The organism is Chryseolinea serpens, from assembly GCF_900129725.1.
Classification (GTDB): Bacteria; Bacteroidota; Bacteroidia; order Cytophagales; family Cyclobacteriaceae; genus Chryseolinea; species Chryseolinea serpens.
In genome coordinates this window covers 1211898-1235446 of the sequence record NZ_FQWQ01000001.1, presented here as the reverse complement: position 1 = coordinate 1235446, position 23549 = coordinate 1211898, and the positions used below count along the sequence as shown (strand labels likewise).

Sequence of the window (23549 nt, the reverse complement as noted above, 5' to 3'; positions counted from 1 at the left end):
GGCCCTTTTCATACGAAATAGGGTCCGTAAATGGATTGAGTTGGTCGTTTTCGGACGTTATATTTTTTGGCTGATGGTCTGCGGCCACTCCGCGCGAATCCTTTTCTTATCGATCTTGCCCACACTGGTTTTGGGAATGGCGGCGACAAATACAAATTCCTCCGGCATGGCCCATTTGCTCAGTTGCCCTTGCTCAATGAAGGGTTGGATGTGTTCTCGCAAGTCGGCGTGCTCCACGCGGGCTTCAGCATGCAACACGATCAATGCGTGTGGCCGTTCGCCCCACTTGGCATGGGGCAGGCCCACCACCGCACATTCGGCTACACCCGGATGCAAGGCGATCAGGCTCTCCAGGCTTATCGACGAGATCCACTCGCCCCCGCTCTTGATCACATCCTTGATGCGGTCGGAGATCTTGAGTGAATGATTTCCGTCGATGGTCGCCACATCGCCCGTGTGCAGGTAGCCATTCTTCCAAAGTGCAGCTCCCTTTTCGGGGTCCTTCACATAGCCTTGTGTGAGCCACGGAGAACGGACCACGATCTCGCCGCTCTCTTTGTCATCTGGCGCCACCGGTTTTCCTGCCTCATTCCAAACCTGGAGATCGGTAAAGATCGTGGGAACGCCCGTGCGCGTCCGGGCTGTCAGTTGGGCTTCCCGATCCATGTTGGCATCGGCCACCCGCAGATAGCCGACGGCGATTACCGGGCAGGTCTCGGACATGCCAAATCCCGCATTAACATCCACCCCCCGCTCGAGGGCCAGCTTGGCCAACCCCTTTGTCAAAGCTGCGCCACCGATCAGGACCTTCCATCCACTCAGGTCAATCTCTTTTGCCTCGGGACAATGCAGGATCATCTGGAGTATCGTGGGGACGCAGTGCGAAAAGGTGGGCTTTTCCCGTTTCATCAGGTCGGCCACCATTGGCGGGGATAGTTTGCCGATATAAACCTGCTTCAACGAAAACAGGGTGGCCAGGTATGGAATGCCCCACGCATGCACATGGAACATTGGCGTCAGGGGCATATACACGTCATTACTGCGGCAACGGACGGACGCGCTGTCAACGAATCCAAACGTTGCGGCCAGGCTCAGGGTGTGGAGTACCAATTGGCGGTGCGTGAAGTAAACTCCTTTGGGATCGCCGGTGGTTCCCGTGGTGTAAAAAGTCGTGGCAACGGCATCCTCGTCGAAGTCCGGGAAATCGTAGTGCGTGTCGGCCGCGTTGAGCAGCGACTCATAGTCGGGATGGGCAGTCTGAGTAGCGGGGCCATCGGTCGTAACGATGATGTGCCTCACCGTGGGCATCTCCCCGGCGAACTTCTCGATGAGGGGCAGGAATTCCTCATGCACGATCAGCACGGCGTCCTCCGCGTGGTTGATGGTATACAGAATTTGGGCAGGCGACAATCGCCAGTTGATCGTGTGGAGCACATTTCCAGTCATGGGAATGGCGAAATAGCACTCCAGGTACCGGTGGCTGTCATAATCCATCACAGCCACAGTTTCCCCGCCTTTCAGACCCAGTCTGCCCAGCACATTGGAAAGGCGCCTGACGCGTTCATTGAAGGTGTAGTAGTTGTATCGTACCAGGTCCCTGTATACGATTTCCCGCTCAGGTTCCAGCACCAGGGAATAGGCCAGCAGACTTTTTATCAGCAGGGGGAAGGCATGGCTGTTAGCGGCCGGGGGCAGCTTTTTTATTTTCATAGCACTACAAGGTTTAGGTAGGTCGACCTTACTAAAGTTAACAAATTGTTGCTTTAGCGCTATGATGTTGTCAATCGGATTTTCCGGCCGTTACCCAACCCAAAGCTCTACTGTGTAGTTTGTGTGGTAGAAGGGGATAAACAATTTCCAGGCGTCGTTTTTTTCAATCAGACCCAATTGTAGTAGCCTGTAAATCGCGAGGAGGGGTCTGTAGATTGCTGCGTAGAACATCAGGGAAACGGCAAACCACGTAGGGCCAAAGTATTGCCCGAGTAAAAAAACACAGTAGAAAGGAATAAGGCAGAGCAGCCAAAAGGTGATTCGATTACGCCAACGATTAGTCATGTTTGTTTTAATTTGAAATCGAAGATAAGAATAACCGGAAATCTATCAAAGTTGAATTATTCAGGGTAACGGTGCCGCTGGGTATGCTTCGTGTCTCAAAAAAAAGGAGCAACAGACTCGTGAAATGGTCATTTGATAAAACGAAAATTTGTAATTTAATCAAATGATAAAAACACCCTCTTTTCCGGCAAAACCCTTCCTGCTGCTTTTTATTCTTGTGGGATGTATTCATTTTTCTTACGCACAACACAAGAAGATCAGGGTGCTTGTCGTGACCGGTGGACATGGATTTAAACACAAACCTTTTTATGACGTTTTTAACGCCATCCCGTCTATTACCTACGATACCTTGGTCCAGCCACAAGCCAATGCACTCATCGCCTCCGCGGAAGTAAACCAATATGATGTGCTCGTGTTTTATGACCTGGCTGACTCTATTTCCCTCGCGCAGCAGCAGGCCTACATCGACTTGCTGAAAAAAGGCGCATCCATGATCTTCCTCCACCATGCCTTGGTGTCGTACCAAAACTGGCCCGAGTTCGTAAAGATCGTGGGCGGACAATATCACACCCAACCTGTGGTGGTGAATGGCGATACCCTAAAAGCCAACTACGACCACGATGTGAACATCCCCGTGAAAGTGGAAGATAAAAATCATCCGGTGACCAAGGGTATCCGTGATTTTGAAGTTGTCGATGAAGTGTACAGTGACGTTGAAATATTGCCCGGTGTCAAACCCTTGCTCAGCACCACGCATCCGAAGAGCATGCGCTATCTGGCCTGGGTCAATCACTACGGAAACTCAGAGGTCATTTGCATTCAATTGGGGCATGGTCCTTCCTGCTATACGAATCCGAATTTCAGGAGACTGATCCAACAGGCGATCGAGTGGTCGGCAAAACAACCGGCCAAATAAGCCCTGTTTTATCCGTTGAGTATTTTATTGACTTTATCTAAAAACAGGCGTGGTGCTTCATGGCTTGGATCGATTCGCTGCGCTTTTTCAAATTGGCTCTTGGCGTTCGGATAGTCTTTCATTTTGAAGTAGCATTCTCCAATAGAAAATTCAGCCAGCACGCTGTCGGGATTCACTTGCAGGGAAAGATGGAAGTCTTCAATGGCCTCATTCCACCGCGCCAGATCCATTTTACAGAAAGCGCGATTATCAATCGCTTCAAAAAATTGAGGGAATAGGTCTATGGCCTTTGAATAAGCATCGATCGCGTCTTCATGTAATTTTGCGTCAGTCAGCACCAGCCCTGACTGATAATAACTATTGACCAGGGGAATATAGTCGCTGGGATCCTGGGTCTGCCTCAGATATTCGTGATAGCCGATCAGGTCGTCTGATTTAACCGGTTTGTTGGTCAGTAAAACTGGATTTGAAAATCCTTTTCTATCGATGGGAGCATGATAGATCGACACACCAAGATGATCAAGGTCGGAGAGCGTTGGCAATTTGTCCAGGGTTGTGTAGATCAGAACATGATAGGTTCCAGAATCCGGATCAGATTTTAATAATTTACAGGTGTGGTACTTTCCCTCGGAACTTGTGTAGAAAATGTCGCCTTCCGAATAGTTGGAGGAAGCAACAGGGCGTTTTTTGCTAAAGAAACCCATTTTGATCGCTGTCTAAAGATTGCCGATTCAATTTTGTCCTAGCAACGGCGTCGGTGAATCGTGTGATATAAAAAGTAAGAATAAAATAATTCTGATCAGACGCCAAGCTAAGCAAAACGGGAAATCCTTCCAAGCCAAAAATATTCAGACTGACGGATGGTCACGGTATCGAGGCAGAGATACGGAGTGCAGTAGAATAATTTATTGGCTCCGGATCCTATGCTAAAAAGGCCTTCACTTTTTCCTTTACGCCAACAATCCAGACCACGTCACCTTCTTCCAGCTTCACGGTCGAGTCGGGATTGAGAAAGCGTTCGCCGTTGCGCTCTAATCCCACAACCAGCGCCTGCGCTTTTTCACGGATGCCCGACTGACGGATGATGGTGTTGTGAAGACGAGAGCCGCTCCGGATTTTAAAATTTTGAAGGATGATCTCATCGGAATGGATCTCGGGTTCTGCATCACCCGGTGGAGTGAATTCAAAAAGTTCTTTGATCGTGGCGAGTTGATCATCGGTACCGATAATAGAAACCCGGTCACCAGGATACAGACGCTCGTAGCGATCGGGCGCGAGAATGGAGATCTTTCCGCGGTCGATGAGGGCGATGTTTACACCGTATTTTTCGCGAAGCTGGAGCTCCTGCAAAGATTTGCCGGCCTGTGGAAATTCGGGGAGCACCTCGAAGTCCGCGAGGTGGGCGTCCCAGGGTGCGATCTCCGGGCGCGGTGTTTTTTGCTGTTCACGTTCGTTCAGGTTCTGGAGAAAGCGTCCCTCTACGCGATCATAAAAGGACTGGAGCTTTTGGGAAAAGATGACGATCGCCAACGCCATGGCGAAAAGCGCGATGCCAAACGCCACGGTCAGGGAAATAAACATTTTGATCAATACGCCGACGAAAACAACCGCGATGCCAATGCGTGCGATCTCGATGGCAATGAGCGGCCCGCGGTTCAATCGCCGATTCAGCCATAGGTTGGAATATGCTTCCCGGTTTATTCTGCGTATCGCCAGTGCCCAAATCGACGGCGTCATCAGCAACAACGTGATCGCGATGGTCATGATCCGCGATGCAAAAGCATTGGGAACGATATTGACGAGTGTGGGATAGAGAAATCGCTGCGATAGAAAAATGATCGCCACCAGGATCACGGCGTGGATGACCACATTCACGGTGTAGGTCCGGATCAATTCTTTCCAATCGCTGTAGGCGGAGAGCTGCTGCGATCCACTGCTGTAGCGATTGAAACTGTTGATCCACCGTTCGGGCAATCGCCTCTCCAGGAACGCGTAGAAATCACCCGATTTTTTTATCATGAAGGGTGTGGTAAACGTGGTGACCGCAGAAGCCGCCACGGCAATAGGGTAGAGGAAGGCGCTGGTCACATTCAACGAAACCCCCAACGATGCAATGATGAACGAAAACTCACCGATCTGCGCCAGGCTCATCCCGGCCTGCACCGAGTGTTTCAGCGACTGGCCCGACAGGAAAGCGCCGAGCGTGGTGGCGATGAGCTTTCCAAAGATCGTGATGAGCGTGATCACCAGGACCGGCACGGCGTAGTCGACCAAAACCTGCAGATCGATCATCATGCCCACCGACACGAAGAAGACGGCGGCAAACAGGTCTTTAACCGATTTGACGAGGTGCTCGATACGCTCGGCTTGCGTGGTCTCGGCCAGGATGGAGCCCATCACAAAGGCCCCGAGCGCCGCGGAGAATCCCACCTTCACTGCCAGCAACACCATCGCCAGGCAAAGGGCAAGCGAGACGATGAGCATGGTTTCGTCGTTGAGCAACGTGTTGGTGCGTTTTAAAAATGTTGGAATAAAAAAGATCCCGGCCAAAAACCACAAGATCAGGAAGAACGCCAGCTTCAATATTTCCGCCAGCAATTGTCCACCACCAAACTGTTGGGTCACGGCCAGCGTGGAGAGCAACACCAGCAACAAGATCGCCACCAGGTCTTCTACGATGAGAATGCCAAAGACCAATGTGGCGTACTTTTTTGTCCGCACCCCCGCTTCACCAAAAGCCCGGATGATGATGGTGGTCGACGACATTGCCAGGATGGCGCCCAGAAAGATACTGTCCATCACCGACCAGCCCATCAGGTGGCCCGTTAGGTAGCCTGCGCCGATCATCAGCACGATCTCCACCAATGCTGTGATGGAAGCCGAGCCACCCACTTTCACGAGCTTTTTAAAACTGAATTCCAGGCCCAGGGTGAACAACAAAAAGATCACACCAATCTCCGACCAGGTCTTCACACCGCCCTCATCGGCCACCGTGGGCAAAAGCGAACTGTGCGGGCCCACGAGAAAGCCGGCGATGATATAGCCCAGGACAACCGGTTGTTTTATCTTTTTAAAGATCAGCGTGGTGATCGCCGCCACGGCAAGGATAAGCCCCAGGTCGGTTACAAAATGTGGCAAGTGCGTCATGGCAGGGGAGTGAGATGAGAAAAATCAGCGTTTCAACTAACCCATTTTTGGGCGGATAAGCAAACGCAAAAATTGAGCCGGCATGGCCGTAAGGACGCAGGTTTAGGATGGACGGCGCCTGTTAGATTACCTGTGCTTTGCACAAAGTCTGCGCGCCCTAGGTAGGTTTCCTGGGTTGATTGCCCGCGTCACGGCGAACAGAAATAACGCCAGGTGTTTAGATAAAAATTTACAGGCCTATCACAGGGATAAGGACTCCAATTTGGAAGTAACCAATTCTTTGTATCCAATAATGACCAACGGTATGGCTAACAAAATATCAACGGCGTGAGCAACACTCTCAATGCGCGGTATCCGGCTCAACGGAAAAGCGATCGCACCAAGACACAACAGGATGCCCAGCCAAAGATCAACCTTCTTCCGGCGGATCAACACAATTCCCAGCACCAACAGACTGAGCGGAAACAAAGGCCCAGGCCAGAACAGCAAAAGATTTGCACTCAGCGGATAGTGCAAGAAGGTCTCCAAATAGGTTTTATGCGGGATCTGAAACGCTTCACCAAACACCCCAACAAAGCCGAAGTTCGCACCGGAAAGACAACCATAGATGGCGATGATCAATCCCACCGTGGCATAGCGCGGCACTTCCATTTTCAGTTTATCGAAAAGCACGATGAAGGAAATGATCCAAGGTACTTGCGACAGATTGATCAGCGTTCCCCCCGTCACTCCATACTGACCCTCTTTCCAAAAGAAAGTGGAAGTGGCAAACACCAGCGGTGCCGCGATCAGGGAAAGACCGCCGGTAGTTTTTGAAATGGGAAGGGTGGATTCCATGCGCGTTGACTTTCAATTTTGACGCGACAGGAAGAAGAAACGTTACGGAAGACGCCGACAAATTTTTGACGCGCGCACATTCCGGGTTGGATTAGGCCGAGAGCTCAATGCGCCTTGAACGCTACTTTGCCATCGATCTCCACCGTTACATTGGTGAGCGGGAAACTGACCTGCGGTGTATCGATCGCATTGTTTCCACCGGGAAATTGATTGCTTCCCACGGTGAGCGTCACCAATCCCGAGGCGGCTTTTGGCCAGTAAAGACTACCATGGGTATCCATCCGCATTAACAGGGGATTGAATCCGAAGGAGATGCTGCCGATCACATCCTGAGGTCCCTGGGGCGAGGCGAACTTATTCTTCAGACACTCGCCACCGTCCTTGGCGGAGATGGACTGCAACTTGCCACCGACAAACGTAAGCGTGGCCTGATTCACGGCTTCGTAATCGCATTCCGTTTGTGAAACGACGACTTTGCCGTTGGCGGAGTTTTCAACAATGCTCACTTCAAGCATACCGGCGGGAAGCTTGTCGATCTTCTTGAAGAGGGCGCGCCCCGCCGCCTCTTCGGTGGTAACTTGTCCATCGTAGGAAAGCACGGGTCTTCCGGTGGTGGAGAACGTGAGATTGGTTCCGAGAGGAGAGGTGATCCGTATTTGTTTGGCCTTGGCAAGCATACCTTTTAGCCCGTTCACGCGGGTGGCCAAGGCGCTATCATAATGCGCATCGATGGCATACCAGCTCATTTGCTCATAGGTGTTATAGTTCAGCGATAACCCTTCGGCAAAAGCGTGGGTGGGGGTATTGATGTAGAGGATGCGGGTATGGGTGTTTATGAGCGCGTCGCGGACGGCCTGTTGGTTCACGGATGCATCGTGACGGCGCCCCAGATCTTTAAAAAGCCACGTTGGGTCCTTATCAAAAGGTGTCAGAATGATGCAGACATCGGTCGTGTTCAGCCAATTCACAAGCTTGTCGGCAGGCGAAAGTTCGCTCGCCAGGAAAGTGTTCATGCTTTCGGCCCCTTGAAATTTATCAGGGTTCAATTTTGGATAGGCGGTGGCGCCTTTTGCGGCACAAGCCTTGGACAAGGCTTCCATGAGCGACACTCCGTTTTGATCGCTATAAATGTGAACGGTTTCCCCTGTCTTGACCATCAGGTTCCGGTCCACAATTTTACGCGCCAACGAATCATCGTTGACCTGCTGAGCAAAGAGTGTTGTTGTCAATAAAAAAATAAAGAGAGAGAGGGGCGTTTTCATTCCGTTCGCAAATGCTGCGATACTAACGGCGCAGGGGGCACGGATGTTGGCGATTCAAGTCATTATTTTAACAACGGCGTATGGGCATGGCGTGACGGAAAAAAGGCTGAAAATAAAAAAGTCCCTACCGTTTGGGGCAGGGACTTTTTCCAAAAGTTAAAGGTACTGCAATATTCTACTTCTTTTTCTTCGCTACTTTTTTCGCGGCCTTCTTAGCGACTACTTTTTTAGCAACCTTCTTGACGGCCTTTTTCGGAGCTGCTTTTTTAGTAACCACCTTCTTTGCGGCTTTTTTAGGAGCAGCTTTCTTGGCTACCACTTTCTTGGCCACTTTTTTAGGTGCCGCTTTTTTGGCGGCCTTTGGAGCAGCTTTCTTGGCAGCCTTTTTAGGCGCTGCTTTTTTCGCAGCCGGCTTGGCCGCGGGTTTTGCAGCTACTTTTTTCGGAGCAGCTTTGGTAGCGCCTTTGCCCATCATGTTAAGGGCGGATCCGGCCTTGAACCATTCGATCTGTCCCTTATTGTAGGTATGGTTCACCGAGATGGATTCTTCTGTGCCGTTGCTGTGGTGCAGAACGATCGTCAAAGGTTTTTCCGGGGCGAAGGTGGTCAGGCCGGTGATGTCGATCACATCGTCTTCCAGGATCTTGTTGTAGTCGTCCTTGTTGGCAAACGTGAGGGCGAGCATCCCCTGTTTCTTCAGGTTGGTCTCGTGGATGCGGGCGAAAGATTTCACCAGGATCGCGCGAACACCCAGGTGACGGGGCTCCATCGCCGCGTGTTCACGGCTGGAACCTTCACCATAGTTTTCATCGCCCACGACAATCGAACCGATGCCTCCGGCTTTGTATGCGCGTTGCACTTTGGGTACTTCGTCAAACTGGCCGGTCAGGTTATTTTTCACGCTGTTGATCTTCTCGTTAAAGAAGTTGGTGGCGCCAATGAGCAGGTTGTTGGAGATGTTGTCGAGGTGACCACGGTATTTCAGCCACTTGCCGGCCATCGAAATGTGATCGGTCGTACATTTTCCTTTTGCCTTGATGAGCAGGCGCAGACCGCGGAGGTCGGTGCCTTCCCAGGCTTTAAAGGGTGCCAGCAACTGGAGGCGGTCCGAGGTCGGGCTCACTTTCACCTGCACTTTGCTGCCGTCTTTGGCCGGAGCAATGTAGCCGGGATCTTCAGCATCGAAACCGCGCTTTGGCAGTTCGTCGCCGGTAGGAGCATCGAGCTTCACCTTTTGGCCACTTTCGTTGGTGAGAAAATCGGTCTCAGGGTTGAAGGTCAGATCACCGGCAATGGCAATGGCCGTCACCAGTTCGGGCGATCCCACAAAGGCGTAGGTATTGGGGTTGCCATCGTTGCGCGACTGGAAGTTCCGGTTGAAGGAGTGAACGATAGTGTTCTTCTCTTTCTTGTCGGCACCCACGCGGTTCCACATACCGATGCAGGGCCCGCAGGCATTGGCAAAAACCTTTGCCCCGATCTTTTCGAACGAGTCGATAAATCCATCGCGATCGATGGTATAGCGCACCACTTCCGAACCGGGTGTGATGGTGAATTCCGCTTTGGTCTTCAAACCTTTGTCCGCTACCTGGCGGGCCAGGCTGGCGGCGCGGGAGATGTCTTCATAAGAAGAGTTGGTGCAGGAGCCGATCAATCCGACTTCGACACGGGTGGGCCATCCGTTCTTGGAGGCTTCCTCTTTCATCTTCGAGATGGGTGTGGCCAGGTCGGGGGTGAAGGGGCCGTTCAGGTGTGGCTCCAGTTCCGAGAGATTGATCTCTACTACCTGGTCGAAATATTTCTCAGGGTTGGCGTAAACTTCCGGATCGCCCGTGAGGTGTTCTTTTATTTTGTTGGCAAGCTTGGCTACTTCCGTGCGACCGGTGGCATTGAGGTAGCGCTCCATGGAGGCATCATAGCCAAACGTAGAGGTTGTCGCACCGATCTCGGCACCCATGTTACAGATGGTTCCTTTACCGGTACAGCTCATGGACGTTGCGCCTTCGCCGAAATATTCTACGATGGCACCCGTTCCACCTTTCACGGTGAGGATACCGGCCACTTTCAGGATCACATCTTTGGGAGAGGTCCAGCCGCTGAGTTTACCGGTCAGCTTCACACCGATCAGCTTGGGGAACTTCAGCTCCCAGGCCATGCCGGCCATCACGTCTACAGCGTCGGCACCGCCCACCCCGATAGCGACCATCCCAAGGCCGCCGGCGTTCACGGTGTGCGAGTCTGTTCCGATCATCATGCCTCCGGGGAAGGCATAGTTTTCCAACACCACCTGGTGGATGATGCCGGCACCCGGTCTCCAGAAACCGATGCCGTATTTATTGGACACGGAAGACAGGAAGTCAAATACTTCCTTGCTTTCGGTGTTGGCTACAGTAAGGTCTTCGGCTGCGCCGGTCTTGGCCACGATGAGGTGGTCGCAATGCACGGTGGAAGGTACAGCCACTTTGGGCTTTCCGGCCGACATGAATTGTAACAAGGCCATCTGCGCGGTAGCATCCTGCATGGCCACGCGGTCGGGAGCGAAGTCTACATACGATTTACCCCGTCCAAAGTTTTCCAGTTTTTGGTCTGCGTGGAGGTGGGAGTAGAGGATTTTTTCGGAGAGGGTTAAAGGGCGGTTAACAACTTTTCGAGCCTTGGCGATGCTGGCGGGCATTTTCGCATACAAGGCTTTGATCATGTCTAAATCGAATGCCATAGTTTTATAATTTTAGCGCTGCTAAAGTAATAATTTTTTCATCGGAATGATGACCGCGCTGCGCACCACTTATATGAGTGGTTTCTTCGAGCGTTCTTATCTTATCCAACAGCGTATTGAGCACCAGGGTTTCGGGTTCGGTGAGATTCCCCAAAAGCTGCCCCAGGGTGTCGACCTGCGGGTCCATAATGCTCAGTAATTCCAGGCCTTTTTCGGTGATGCTCACGTCGACGGAACGCTTGTCCTTCAGCCCGCTCTGGCGTTGGACTAACCCTTTGATACGCAGGCGCTCCACGATGCGGGACACATCCGACATCTTATCGAACATAGAGCGTTTGATGACGTTGACGGAGATGTTGTGGGGGTGGTGTTTCTTGAGGATTCGCAACACGTTGTATTGTTGCCGGGTGACCTCATTGTTTTTGAAGAGACTGTTCATCCTGTCAACGAGGTAATAGTAGGTATACAGGATGTTAATAAGCGCACGCTGATGTTCGCTGCGAACGTCAGCAAGCATGATATCCTTCTCAAGGGACATAGTAAAATGACTACTTAGGTTTAGGTACCACCAAAGTAGTCATTTTTACGCCTATTTGCTGTTGATGTAATTTAAAAATTCGCGTTTGATGTTCTCATCCTTGAATTTTCCGGAGAAATAAGCCGTTCCCGTCTTGCTATTGGTGTCGCCAACGCCCCGCGAGGCCACACACATGTGGTTGGCATCGATGACCACGCCCACGTTTTCCGTGTGCAAAACGCGCTCTATCTCCTTGCCAATCTGCACGGTAAGACGCTCCTGCACCTGCGGCCGCTTGGCAAAATACTGCACGATGCGGTTGATCTTGGATAGGCCGATCACCTTGCCGTTGCTGAAATAGGCTACGTGCGCCTTGCCATAAATGGGCACAAAATGGTGCTCGCAATGGGAGTAGAAGGTGATGTCCTTCTCTACCAGCATCTGGTCGTAGTTGTATTTATTCTCGAACAGACGAGCGTTAGGGCGGTTCTTGGGATTGAGGCCACTGAAAACTTCCTTCACATACATCTTGGCCACGCGCCGGGGTGTACCCTTCAGACTGTCGTCGGTCAGGTCCAGACCCAGGATGTTCATGATCTCGGTAAAGTGCTTTTCAATACGCTCGATCTTCACATCATCTTCCAGCTCGAAAGCATCGGCACGCAACGGCGTCTCGATGGAAGAGTAGGGATGTTCATCTTCGAAGTCGTCATCCTCCGGTTTAAGCGGCCGGATATTCAACGAAATTCCTTTCTGTCTCATACAAAGTAATTTTCAGTTCCAAATTCGAATCAATTTTTTGACGCAATATCCTCCAGATCATCACCGCGATGTTCTCGGCGGTAGGGTTGATATCCTTGAAATATTCAGTATCCAGGTTCAGGTTCTTGTGATCAAATTTCTTCAGCACGTTCTCTTTGATCAGATCGCTCAGCACTTTCAGATCATACACATACCCCGTGTCGGGGTTAGGCTCGCCAATAAGGCTGACAACAAGTTCGTAGTTGTGGCCGTGGTAGTTGGGGTTGTTACACTTCCCGAATACCTGTTGATTCTTCTCGGCCGTCCAGGCAGGATTGTGCAGGCGGTGTGCCGCGTTAAAATGTTCTCTTCGGGAAACTTTAACCTTCATGTGGTAAAGTTAAACAGGAATCCTTGCAAAAGGTTCAGTTTCCAGCCGCTTAAAACCGCTTTCCGTGCAAAAATGACCCGGTTTAGAAGTTTGTGACGGTGGTCTCGTGCGATTTCAGGAAAGCCAGGTTCACCCCAAAGCTAAACTCATGGGTGGTAAATCGCGTGCCGACAGACGAATTGGTGGGCACCTCAAAAGCATACCCCAACCGGTATAGATCGCCCAACCTAATCTGAGCCAGGAAACCATAGGTGTTGAAGTTGCGGGTGAACAGGGCGGCCGTATAGCGTTCGTCCAGGTTGATGGCGGCGTTGTAGTCGGTAGAGAAAGGCGCTCCCTTCACGCCCTTAAAAAGAACGGAGGGCTTGAACCGGACCCGCTCGTTGAGGTGAAACACATAGGCACCCATGAAGTAGTAATGCTGGCTGTAAAGTCGTGCTGTGACGTCCCCCGAAGTGTCCTCCGCTTTCAATAAGCGCGGAGCTGACAACCCCAGGAAAAAGCGCTCACTACTAAAAATGAGACCGGCCCCGACGCTCGGGCGGGTGATGCTCTGGTTGCTGGCAAAAGCAGGGTCGGCGGGATCATAAGGGTTCAGTTCCGAGTTCATGATCTTGTAGTTGATGAACCCACCCTGCAAACCGAACGACAAGGTCCTGCCGCCCCCGGAGATCCGGTAGGCGTAGGTGGCCAGCGCTTCGGTGTTATTCGTGTTCCCCGATTTGTCACGCACAAACACCAAACCAGCACCCATCTTGTTGTCGGCCAGTGCCGTATGCGCCGTCAGACTTCCCGTGGAGGGCGCCCCATCAAAACCGCCCCACTGCCGGCGATACGTGACGGCTGCGTTGAAGCTGCGGTTCAAGCCGGAATAGGCCGGGTTGATCACCAGCGGGTTGTTCAGGTATTGGGCATACAAAGGATCTTCTTGTGCGTGGGCCGGGAGCAGTGCTACAAAGAGCAGAAGGCCGGGTAGAAAGTGTTTCATAGTCGTGGGTGACTTATTGCTTTAAAGCGAGATAGCCGGTCATGGCCGAACGTCCGTCTGCGAATTCGATCTTATAGAAATAGGTGCCGGAAGGGAGACTCTTGCCGTCGCTGCTAAAACCCTCGAAGCGCTTGCCGGGAGTCTCGTCGTTGTAGTTCTGGGTGCCAAACACCAGGTCGCCCCAGCGGTTGAAGATGCTCACTTTATTGTCGGTCGGCAGGTTCACGATCCGCATGTAGTGATTGTCGCCAGGGCTGTTGGGTGCCACGGCGTTATGCACAATCACCTCGCCGGTTTTTGTAACGGGAGCTTCTGTCTTCACATCCACCGTCCACGATAAGGTCCTTTCGGTGCAGGCCGATAAAAAGTCACAGGCCTTCACCTTCACCTGGTCGGTGCCGCTAAAGGTGATGCCGTTGTAGTCGATGTCCAGCATATGGTCCGGGGTGAGCATGGCTTTGGCTTTGCTCAACGGCTGATCCAGGATCGCGAAAGACGAAGGATCCAGGTTGTTATCCGGGTCGGTGGTGAGCGCCAAAAGGTCGAGGGTGACCCGGGCGATCTCCACGGTAGGACTGGGTTGAGAGATCACTGGGGGTTTGTTGCAGGAAGCCTCCACGGTCAGGAAATAATTTCCGGCGGCAAGCCCGGTAAGGGAAGCCTGGTTGGAAGTAAAATTGTTGGGGCCTGTCCACGAGAGGGTGTAAGGCACTTTCGGGTCGTCAACGGAAACGCTAAGCGCACCATCAAACTTGATGCATTGCGTATTATCCTGTGCCAGGTCAAGGTTTACTTTGATGTGAGGGATCGATTCATCGGCAATGGTCAGCGCGTTCGGATCGGTGGCCGGCACGAGGGTCTGACATTTGGTTTGGCTATCGGTGATGGTGAAACTATAAACCCCACTGCTCAGGCCGGTGGGGTTTTGCTGTGTGGAAACGGTCCCGCCATTCTTCAACCAGGTCACGTCATAGGGCCCGGTGGAACCGGTAATTTCCAGGGTTGCCGCCCCATCGAAGGGGCTGCTGCATTGGGTATTAGGCTTAATATCTTTTAGTGAAAATTGAGGGTGCACGGTTTGATCCGCCACGGTGTAGTATTGATAACCCGAACAGCCCGACACCTTGTCGCTCACATACACGCTGTAGTCGGCCCCTTTTATGGCGGTCAGGTCCTCTTTATCGGAGACGACGCCATAGCTCGCCAGGTCATACCAATAGAACTGATACTGTCCCGAACCCCCTGCAACACGCACGTCCACGCCGCCATTTGGGGTTGCACAAGAGGTGTTGGGGGTGAGGGAATTTTGACTGATGGTGAGTGGGTTATTGGCCCGCACGTAGACGGAAGCAGATACTGAGCATCCCAGTTTAGCGTCGGTCGCCACTAGGAAGTACGATCCGGCTTTGAGGCCGGTCAGGTTTTTGGTGGTGACCTCGGTCCCGTCGGTCATTTTCCAGCGGTAGGTATAAATCCCGGAGCCTCCGGTAACCGTGGGCGTAATGGATCCGTTGGCAACAGCACAATTGGTCACGTCCGTATGCGCGGCGGTAAGGATCAGGTTGGAGCTGACGGTGAACCCATACACGTAGGTGCCGCAATAGGGGCTCTGAACGTCTGTGACTTCCAGGAAATAGCTACCGGGCAATACCCCGGTGAGATCTTTCGAGGACGACACGACGACACCCGCTTGGGTCTTCCATTGAAACAAGAAATCACCAGAACCGCCGGTAGTAGAGATGGAAATTGCACCATCTTTTTTGTCACAAGCGGATGAATTTGTGATTAATTGCGTTACGAAGAGGGAGCAGTTGCAATTCGAGGCGTTCTTCACCGAATACGCCTGTTCGAATTTTTTGGTCTGGGCACGCAGTACCTGGCTATAAAAGGCAAGCAGGGTGAGCAAGACCGCCAAAAGTAAGCGATATTTAGGGCTCAAGGGATAGGTTTGATTTGGTTTAAGGTAACCGAAGATAATAGTTTAAAGTAATTCTTCGGTCGCGCCAAATGGGCGATTTGATTATTAGGCAGTTAGAATGTTTTAATTAAACGACAAGTTGATGAATTTTGAAGGTATTCAGTCGAAGCTAAACGAGTATAAAGAGGCTGGGAAGACCCTTTTTACGACCTCTTCCTTCCAATCGCACAGCCTGGTGCTGCTCCATATCCTGAGCCGGATAGACCGGTCCATCCCCGTCTATTTTATAAACACCGGCTACCATTTTCCGGAGACCGTAAGCTTCCGCGACCAGATCACGGAGCAGTTCGGACTCAACACCATCGACCTCAAATCGGACGTTCCCAAGTTCATGCAACGCGACCCCGAAGGCCGCCTGCTTTTCACTTCCGACCCGGACCATTGCTGCCACCTCAACAAGACAGCACCCATGGATGCTATCCTGCTGGCCAAAGACATTTGGATCAACGGCGTGCGAGCCGACCAAAGCGCGGTGCGCGCCGCCATGAAAGTGGAGCAGCCCGCCAAACACGGCTGTCTGAGGTTTCACCCCATGCTGGACTGGAACCCGAAAATGATCTGGCAATACCAAAAGGAATATAAGCTGCCCAAACACCCGCTGGAAGAAAAGGGATTTGTCAGTATAGGTTGTGAGCCTTGTACGCGTAAATTAGACCCCGAAATGCAGGAACGCGAAGCCCGATGGTTTGGAATGAACAAGGTGGAATGCGGCCTGAACACAGATCTAGTCACTACAACAAAATAAGCGCGTAAAGAAAGAATGAAGGTTCTCGTCACGGGCGGTGCAGGCTACATGGGCACCGAGCTAATCAATTTACTGGTTGCAAACGATTCGGTTGAACAGGTGATCATCTACGATAACCTGAGCCGGTTAAACTATAATTTATTCCTGGGCCTCAAGCTCCAAAAGCACGCCAAGCTCACCTTCGTAAAAGGCGAGTTGCTCGACTCCCGGATGTTGCGCAAAGTGCTCAAAGGGGTGGATGTGGTCTATCACCTGGCCGCCAAAGTAACCACCCCCTTTGCCCACGCCGACTCCCACGCCTACGAGCAGGTGAACCACTGGGGCACGGCCGAACTGGTCTATGCCGTGGAGGAAAGCAACGTCAAGAAGTTCATCTATGCCAGCAGTTCCGGCGTTTATGGCTCATCCGAAACCGCCGTGGACGAGCAGTCGGTCACCGATCCCAAAAGTTTTTATGCCATCTCCAAACTCCGGGGCGAGGAGCATGTGCGCCGCCTCATGGACAAAATGGATACCTGGATCCTGCGCTGCGGCAACGTTTATGGCTATAGCAAAAGCATGCGGTTCGATTCCGTCATCAACAAGTTTGTATGGGAGGCCAACTTCAACAAGCTGGTCACCATCCAGGGCGACGGCAAGCAGTCGCGCTCGTTCATCCACATCGACCTGATCTCGAAAGCCCTGAACAACCTGCTCACCGCCGAACTGCCCCGCGGCACTTACAACCTGGTGGAGCGCACCATCAAAATATTCGACATCGTGGACGAGCTGAAGCAGTTGATCCCCGAGTTGGAGTTTATCTTTATCAACCAGCACCTCAAGCTGTCGGAGTTGAAAGTCAAGGAGAATACCCTGGTGAACAAGACCCTGGGCATCAACAATCCGAAACTTTTGAAAGAGGAGTTGCAGGAATTTTTAGCGCGGTTTAGCTTCTGATCACTTAAATTTAAAGTTTAGGCAAAGGCCATAGCATGGAGAACATCGCTACCATTATCATATTGCTTGCTATTGTAACGGCCCTGGCCGAGGTGACGGAGCGGGTAAAAATCCCGTATCCCATCCTGTTGGTGCTCACGGGCATCACCATCAGCATGGTCCCCGGCCTGCCGTCGATCACCCTAAACCCGGACATCGTGTTCCTGGTGTTCCTGCCACCCATTCTTTACGCCGCCGCCTGGACCATGCCCTGGCAAGAGTTCAAGGCCGCCAAACGCCCGATCACGTTGCTGGCCATCGGCTGTGTGATCTTCACCACCTGTGCCGTGGCCTGGGTAGCGCACCTGTTCATCCCCATCATGAGCTGGCCGGAGTGCTTCCTGCTCGGCGCCATCATTTCGCCTCCCGACGCCGTGGCCGCCGCTGCCGCCACCAAGGGACTGAGCATTCCCAAACGTGTCACCGTCATCCTGGAAGGGGAGAGCCTGGTGAACGACGCTACCGGTCTTATTGCCTATAAATATGCGATTGCTGCGCTGGTCACCGGCGCCTTTAGTGTATGGCATGCCGGTCTTCAATTCATCGTGGTGGCCGGTGTCGGCATCGCGCTGGGGTTGGTGGTAGGCGTCATCTTCAAATGGATCCATAAGCTCACCCCAGACAATCCCACAAACGATACTACGCTTACGTTCCTGGCACCTTTCGTCGCTTATCTCCTGGCGGAAAGCATCCATATTTCCGGGGTGCTGGCCGTAGTGGTGTGCGGCTTGTACCTGGGGCGCCAGTCGTCAAAGGTATTTTCACAGCAGGGCAGGCTGCAGGCCTATGGTGTTTGGAACACGGTGATCTTCATCCTGAACGGTCTTATTTTTATTCTGATCGGGATGCAACTCCGCAGCGTGCTGCAAGACATCGGCACGCACTCCTTCCGCACGTTGCTTTGGTATGGCGTCATCGTGAGCGTGGCCGTCATTGTGGGCCGCATCATTTGGGTATATCCCGGAACCTATCTTCCCCGCCTCAGCAAACGGGTGCGTACCGCCGAAGTCCGGCCGCCCCTCCGCCTGGTAACCATCATCGCCTGGTCGGGCATGCGCGGGGTGGTGTCGCTCGCCGCCGCATTGGCATTACCCCTGACCCTCGGCGACGGTGAGCCCTTCAAAAACCGGAACCTGATCATCTTCCTTACGTTTTGCGTGATCTTGTCCACGCTGGTTTTGCAGGGGCTAACCTTGCGCCCGCTCATTCAATGGCTGGGCATCACCGCCGGCGATGAAGAACATAAACAGGAGCAAAAAGCGCGGCTGCAAATTGCTTCGGCCGTGATCGAGCACATCGAGGAGAACTACGCCCTGGCGTTGAGCGATGAAGTACTGAATCAGATCAAGACGAAATATGAGATCCGGATTCAGCGCATCCGGAAAGATGAGTCCACCCAAAAAATGGCCGAGCAGGAGATCAACGAGTTTCATCGCATCCAAAAAGAGTTGCTGGAACGCGAACGCCAGCTCACGCTGCGCATGCGCGATGACGGCCAGATCAGCGACGAGGCCCTGCGCAAAATCGAATACGAACTCGACCTGGAGGAAACCCGTCTCATCCTGGAGCGCGGCATAGCCTGAAAAGCATAACGCATAAAAAAAGCCACCTGCGAAGGTGGCTTTGTTCTTTACTTATACTTATTCTCTTAACAAAACTCGTCAAACACTTCAACCAGGTGCTGGCCGATCATTTGGGCATTGCGGCCTTCAATGTGGTGACGTTCTACAAAGTGCACCAGCTCGCCGTCCTTGAACAGGGCAATGGCAGGTGAAGACGGCGGATAAGGGAGGGTGTATTCCCGGGCCTTTGCCACCGCGTCTTTGTCTACCCCGGCGAAAACCGTGGTCAGGTTATCGGGTCTCTTGCCAGAGTGCTGCAAGGCCCATTTCACGCCGGGGCGGGCCGCACCGGCAGCGCATCCACAAACGGAGTTGATCACCAAAAGGGTGGTTCCCTTTTGATTTTTTAGATTGCTATCCACCTCGTCGGCGGTTTTAAATTCAGTAAAGCCCGCGCTCGTCAGATCGGTACGCATCGGGGCCACTAATTGTTCGGGATACATAAGTTTACAAAGTTAATTGTATTGTTATAACAAATTATAAAAATCCAAGTTCCAGTTTCGCCGCTTCCGACATCATGTCCTGCGAATACGGCGGGTCGAAGGTAATTTCAACTTTGACATCGTTTACACCTTCGATGGCTTTTAATTTTTGCTCCACCTCGCCGGGAATCACTTCTGCCGAAGGGCAGGAGGGCGACGTCAGGGTCATCTGCACGTAAACATTGTTCACCGGGTAGATATTCATCTCGTAAATGAGCCCCAGTTCGTAAATATCCACGGGAATTTCAGGATCGTAGACCGTTTTTATAGCGGCCAACACCTTTTCCTGCAGGTCTGGGATGGCCGTTGTGGACACCACTTTTTCGGTTTGTGGGGGTATTTCAGTTTGCTCGCTCATGACTTCACTTCCAGTTTGGTTTTAAAGGCGAGGGCATACAATTTCATTTGCTTGATCATGGCCGCAAAACCATTGGACCGTTGCGTGCCGATGAACCGTTCCATACCGATCTTTTGCATAAAGTGCAGATTGGCGTTCAATATGGCTTCGGGAGATTGCCCGTTAAAGATGCGGATGAGAAGGCTGACAAGGCCCTTGGTGATGGCCGTGTTGCTATCGGCCGAGAAGTAGATCTTGTCGTCATCGAGGTTGGCGGTGAGCCACACTTTGGACTGACAGCCTTTGACGACATTTTCTTCCGTTTTCAGGGCATCGTCCATGACCGGAAGCTTTTGGCCGAGTTCCATAATATAGAACACTGTCATTTCCATATCGCTGTCCAGCAGTGAAAACTCGCTGATGATCTCTTCCTGTATGTCGTTGATGTCCATGTATTACGGAAACAGCCTTCCGGCCGTCTATTTCATGAAATTAATCACGCGTTCCAGCCCTTCCACGAGCTGGTCAATTTCCTTTTTCGTGTTGTAAACAGCAAACGATGCGCGAACGGTTCCTTCAATGCCGTACCGGTCCATGAGCGGTTGCGTGCAGTGGTGTCCTGTGCGCACAGCAATGCCGCGCGCGTCGAGCATTTGGCCAATATCAAACGGGTGAATGCCGTCTACGGTGAAGGAGAGCACGCTCACCTTTTCGGGGGCCGTGCCTACCAGGTTCACACCCTTCAGGCGAGACACGCGTTCGGTTGCGTATTGCAACAAATCGTGTTCGTGAGCCGCCATGGCCGCGCGGCCGGTTTCCGTGATGAAGTCCATGGCATAGCGGAACGCCACCACATCGGCGATGTTGGGGGTGCCGGCTTCAAACTTGTGGGGCAGGTCGTTGTAGGTGGTCTTTTTGAAGGTCACCTCTTTGATCATTTCGCCACCGCCCTGGTAGGGAGGCATTTTCTCCAGCAGTTCTTTCTTGCCATAGAGAAAACCGGCGCCGGTCGGGCCATACATTTTGTGGGCCGACACGGTGTAGAAGTCACAATCCAGGTCCTGCACGTCAATGTCCAGGTGAGCGCCAGCTTGGGCGCCATCGATGAACACTACGGCTCCAACCGCATGTGCGAGGCGGATGATTTCTTTTATGGGGTTGACGGTTCCCAGGCTGTTGGAAGCATGGTTCACCGATACGATCTTGGTTTTGGATGAGAGTAGTTTCCGGTAAGCGTCGAGATCGAGTTCGCCACGATCGGTTACGGGGATCACTTTCAGCACGGCATTTTTCTCCTCGACAACAAATTGCCAGGGAACGATGTTGGAGTGATGCTCCAATTCGGAAACGATGATCTCGTCGCCTTCCTTGATGAAGGTTCTTCCATACGAAGACGCCACGAGGTTTATGCTCTCCGTCACGCCACGGGTGAAGACGATCTCTTGTTCCGACCTGGCGTTGATATATTCCTTTGCTGTGAGGCGCGTTTGTTCAAAAGCTTTGGTCGCCTTTTCCGCCAGCGTATGAATGCCGCGGTGGATGTTGGCGTTGTAGCCTTTGTAATATTCCGCGAGGGCGTTGATCACCACCAGGGGCTTTTGTGACGTGGCGGCGTTGTCGAAATAGACGAGGTCGCGACCGTTCACAGTCTGGTGGAGGATGGGAAATTCTTTCCTGATCTTCTCGACGTCGAGGGCGGTGGACAGGGTAGAAGAGGCCGGAGAGGTCATATGTCAGAAGTTTTTGTGAAGCCGTTCACTCACTAACTGATCGAGGTACGCTTTCAGTTCCGCGTGTTTCACATTTTCCAGGATTTCGGCCGCAAAAGCGTAGAGCATCATGGCGCGTGCCGTTTCCTTGGCAATGCCGCGGGTCTGCAGGTAGAACAATGCTTCTTCGTCCAGTTGCCCCGTAGTGCAACCGTGAGAGCATTTCACATCGTCGGCCCAGATCTCCAGTTGGGGCTTGGTGTTCACCGTGGCCTTGTCGGACATCAGGATGTTCCGGTTGGCCTGAAACGCATTGGTTTTCTGCGCCTGGGGACGCACATAGATCTTGCCATTGAAAACTCCGCGGGAGTTTCCATCCATAATTCCTTTGTAAAGCTCGTTGCTAAACGAATTTGCTTTCCGGTGATCCACCACGGTGTGGTTATCGGCCAGTGTATCGCCCGTCACCAGGTACAAGCCGAACATGTGCGACTCAATTCCTTCACCGTCGATGGAAAGCTGTAAGTTATTCCGTACCAGCTTACCGGAAAGGGTAAACGTATAGGTATTGACACGGCTCGATCTTTCCTGGTGAATGTTGGTGGTGACAACCTGGTAGCGATTGCCGGCGTCGTTTTGTATGGTATAGTGATTGAAGCCCGCATTTTCGGCGACCTCCACTTCGGTAACAAGCGTGGAAAAATGATTGCCACTGCCTACTGAATCAAATTTCTCTACGATGGTGACCTCGCTGTTCAACTCGGTCACGATCAGATTGCGGCTCGCCGTGATCACCTGACCTCCACGGGTGTCATGGATATGGTAGATCACGATAGGCTTCTCCACTACTTTGCCTTTCGGCACGTGAATGAATACGCCGCTTTGCCACGTGGCGGTGTTCCAGGCGGTGAATGCATCCGCAGCCGTGTCGGCATATTTGGCCAAATGGGCAATGGCTACCGGATGTTGTCCGGCGATAGCGGTGCCCAGGTTTGTGATGGTTATTTCCGAGGACGGCGAAACGATAACCGAATGCTCCTCTGAAAAGACGCCGTTGATCACCACGATCACATTTCCTTCGACGCCGGGAATAAAGAAATCCTTAACATCAAGTTTTTGTGCTGCTGCATTGGGTTGGTCGAACACAAAGTTCTTTTGCAGCAACCGGGTGATGGGCGTGTTTTTATATTCTTCCGATTTATTTTCCGGAAGACCCAGCTTCTGAAAAGCTTCCAGGGCTTCCTTCCGGTAGGCTTGGGCCGGATATTGGGTTATGCTTTTTTGAATTTGGCTAACCATTTCCGGGGTCGTGTTTTTCTCGTTCACCGCTACGTTCATGCGCTCTGTTCCGGGTTAGGCAATGGCCACTTCGTCTTTGATCCAATCGTATCCTTTTGCTTCCAGCTCCAGGGCCAGGTCTTTCGTTCCCGACTTCACGATCTTGCCTTTGTAGAGCACATGTACATAGTCTGGCACGATATAATCCAGCAGGCGCTGATAGTGAGTCACCACGACTACGGCGTTTGATTTATTGCGCAGCTTGTTCACACCGTTTGCCACGATCTTCAAGGCATCGATGTCGAGACCCGAATCGGTTTCGTCGAGGATGGCGAGTTTGGGTTCCAGCATGGCCATTTGGAAGATCTCGTTGCGTTTCTTTTCGCCGCCGCTGAAGCCTTCATTCAAAGACCTGTTCAACAACGATTGATCGATCTCCACGAGCTTCATTTTTTCTTTCATCAGCTTCAGAAACGAGACCGCATCCAAGGGTTGCTGGCCGCGGTGTTCCAGGATCTGGTTCAGCGCCGTTTTCATAAAGTTGATCGTGCTCACACCGGGAATTTCCACGGGGTATTGAAAGGCGAGGAACAATCCTTCACGGGCGCGATCTTCCGGAGCGAGTGCCAGCAGATCTTTGCCGAGGAAGTCCACTTCACCCGCCATCACTTCATATTCCTCGCGGCCGGCCAACACGGAGGCCAAGGTGCTTTTGCCAGAGCCGTTGGGGCCCATGATGGCATGCACTTCGCCCGGTTTTACTTCCAGGTTGATACCGTTCAATATTTGCTTGTCGCCGATCTTCGCTGTCAGATTCTTTATGCTTAACATAGTTCGTAATTCCGATTGTAAA

Annotated in this window: 20 protein-coding genes and 1 pseudogene; 4 read left to right on the top strand and 17 right to left on the bottom strand. The window is 52.2% G+C overall.

The annotated features are described in order from the left end of the window. Positions 1-57: 57 nt before the first annotated feature. Positions 58-1710 (bottom strand): fatty acid--CoA ligase, encoded by a 1653-nt coding sequence (locus BUB30_RS04820; protein WP_073131566.1) that lies wholly within the window; start codon positions 1708-1710, stop codon positions 58-60. 508 nt (positions 1711-2218) lie between these two features. Between BUB30_RS04820 and BUB30_RS04815 the strand changes: the two genes are divergently transcribed. Then, a complete protein-coding gene (locus tag BUB30_RS04815; RefSeq protein WP_073131564.1) occupies positions 2219-2971 on the top strand; it encodes a ThuA domain-containing protein in 753 nt (250 codons plus the stop codon). 8 nt (positions 2972-2979) lie between these two features. Here the strand turns inward: BUB30_RS04815 and BUB30_RS04810 are convergent, their stop codons facing one another. From BUB30_RS04810 to BUB30_RS04765, 10 genes and pseudogenes are all read right to left on the bottom strand, one after another. Further along, positions 2980-3675 (bottom strand): tetratricopeptide repeat protein, encoded by a 696-nt coding sequence (locus tag BUB30_RS04810; RefSeq protein WP_073131562.1) that lies wholly within the window; start codon positions 3673-3675, stop codon positions 2980-2982. Positions 3676-3892: 217 nt separating this feature from the next. Then, a complete protein-coding gene (locus tag BUB30_RS04805) occupies positions 3893-6118 on the bottom strand; it encodes a cation:proton antiporter domain-containing protein (protein WP_073131560.1) in 2226 nt (741 codons plus the stop codon). Between the two features lie 240 nt (positions 6119-6358). Continuing rightward, positions 6359-6955, bottom strand: a complete 597-nt coding sequence (locus tag BUB30_RS04800) for a hypothetical protein (RefSeq protein WP_073131558.1) — start codon at positions 6953-6955, stop codon at positions 6359-6361. Between the two features lie 104 nt (positions 6956-7059). Further along, positions 7060-8217, bottom strand: coding sequence for a 2,5-dihydroxypyridine 5,6-dioxygenase NicX family protein (locus tag BUB30_RS04795; RefSeq protein WP_073131556.1), 1158 nt, complete (start codon positions 8215-8217; stop codon positions 7060-7062). A 175-nt stretch (positions 8218-8392) separates the two neighbouring features. Then, the gene (locus tag BUB30_RS04790) at positions 8393-10933 is read right to left on the bottom strand and encodes an aconitate hydratase (protein WP_245804031.1); all 2541 of its coding nucleotides are present in this window, start codon (positions 10931-10933) and stop codon (positions 8393-8395) included. Between the two features lie 4 nt (positions 10934-10937). Then, positions 10938-11471 (bottom strand): MarR family winged helix-turn-helix transcriptional regulator, encoded by a 534-nt coding sequence (locus BUB30_RS04785; RefSeq protein WP_073131554.1) that lies wholly within the window; start codon positions 11469-11471, stop codon positions 10938-10940. Between the two features lie 117 nt (positions 11472-11588). Then, positions 11589-12212, bottom strand: a pseudogene (gene folE / locus BUB30_RS04780) (GTP cyclohydrolase I FolE); the annotation flags it as partial. Further along, positions 12172-12582: a 6-pyruvoyl trahydropterin synthase family protein gene (locus BUB30_RS04775; protein ID WP_073131550.1), complete on the bottom strand. Its 411-nt coding sequence runs from the start codon at positions 12580-12582 to the stop codon at positions 12172-12174. The gene BUB30_RS04775 and the pseudogene folE, both read right to left, overlap by 41 nt. 82 nt (positions 12583-12664) lie before the next feature. After that, a complete protein-coding gene (locus BUB30_RS04770; protein WP_073131548.1) occupies positions 12665-13570 on the bottom strand; it encodes a PorP/SprF family type IX secretion system membrane protein in 906 nt (301 codons plus the stop codon). Positions 13571-13583: 13 nt separating this feature from the next. Further along, the gene (locus tag BUB30_RS04765; protein ID WP_084137905.1) at positions 13584-15509 is read right to left on the bottom strand and encodes a T9SS type B sorting domain-containing protein; all 1926 of its coding nucleotides are present in this window, start codon (positions 15507-15509) and stop codon (positions 13584-13586) included. 121 nt (positions 15510-15630) lie between these two features. Between BUB30_RS04765 and BUB30_RS04760 the strand changes: the two genes are divergently transcribed. From BUB30_RS04760 to BUB30_RS04750, 3 genes are read left to right on the top strand one after another with little or no spacing between them, the layout of a single operon-like run. Next, on the top strand, positions 15631-16293 hold the full coding sequence (locus BUB30_RS04760) for a phosphoadenylyl-sulfate reductase (RefSeq protein ID WP_073131544.1): 663 nt from the start codon (positions 15631-15633) through the stop codon (positions 16291-16293). Positions 16294-16308: 15 nt separating this feature from the next. Next, positions 16309-17229, top strand: a complete 921-nt coding sequence (locus BUB30_RS04755; protein WP_073131543.1) for an NAD-dependent epimerase/dehydratase family protein — start codon at positions 16309-16311, stop codon at positions 17227-17229. A 35-nt stretch (positions 17230-17264) separates the two neighbouring features. Next, on the top strand, positions 17265-18851 hold the full coding sequence (locus BUB30_RS04750) for a Na+/H+ antiporter (protein WP_073131541.1): 1587 nt from the start codon (positions 17265-17267) through the stop codon (positions 18849-18851). 65 nt (positions 18852-18916) lie between these two features. Here BUB30_RS04750 and BUB30_RS04745 read toward each other — a convergent pair whose 3' ends face one another. From BUB30_RS04745 to sufC, 6 genes are read right to left on the bottom strand one after another with little or no spacing between them, the layout of a single operon-like run. Continuing rightward, entirely contained in the window at positions 18917-19333 is a 417-nt protein-coding gene (locus BUB30_RS04745) for a BrxA/BrxB family bacilliredoxin (RefSeq protein ID WP_073131539.1), read from the bottom strand. A gap of 34 nt (positions 19334-19367) precedes the next feature. Beyond that, positions 19368-19730 (bottom strand): SUF system Fe-S cluster assembly protein, encoded by a 363-nt coding sequence (locus BUB30_RS04740; protein WP_073131537.1) that lies wholly within the window; start codon positions 19728-19730, stop codon positions 19368-19370. Beyond that, positions 19727-20161 (bottom strand): SufE family protein, encoded by a 435-nt coding sequence (locus BUB30_RS04735; protein ID WP_073131536.1) that lies wholly within the window; start codon positions 20159-20161, stop codon positions 19727-19729. The genes BUB30_RS04740 and BUB30_RS04735 overlap by 4 nt, the downstream gene beginning before the upstream one ends. Positions 20162-20188: 27 nt before the next feature. Next, positions 20189-21439: an aminotransferase class V-fold PLP-dependent enzyme gene (locus BUB30_RS04730; RefSeq protein ID WP_073131534.1), complete on the bottom strand. Its 1251-nt coding sequence runs from the start codon at positions 21437-21439 to the stop codon at positions 20189-20191. 3 nt (positions 21440-21442) lie between these two features. After that, the gene (gene sufD, locus BUB30_RS04725; RefSeq protein WP_073131532.1) at positions 21443-22756 is read right to left on the bottom strand and encodes a Fe-S cluster assembly protein SufD; all 1314 of its coding nucleotides are present in this window, start codon (positions 22754-22756) and stop codon (positions 21443-21445) included. 15 nt (positions 22757-22771) lie between these two features. Beyond that, positions 22772-23527, bottom strand: a complete 756-nt coding sequence (gene sufC / locus BUB30_RS04720) for a Fe-S cluster assembly ATPase SufC (protein WP_073131530.1) — start codon at positions 23525-23527, stop codon at positions 22772-22774. Positions 23528-23549: the final 22 nt, after the last annotated feature.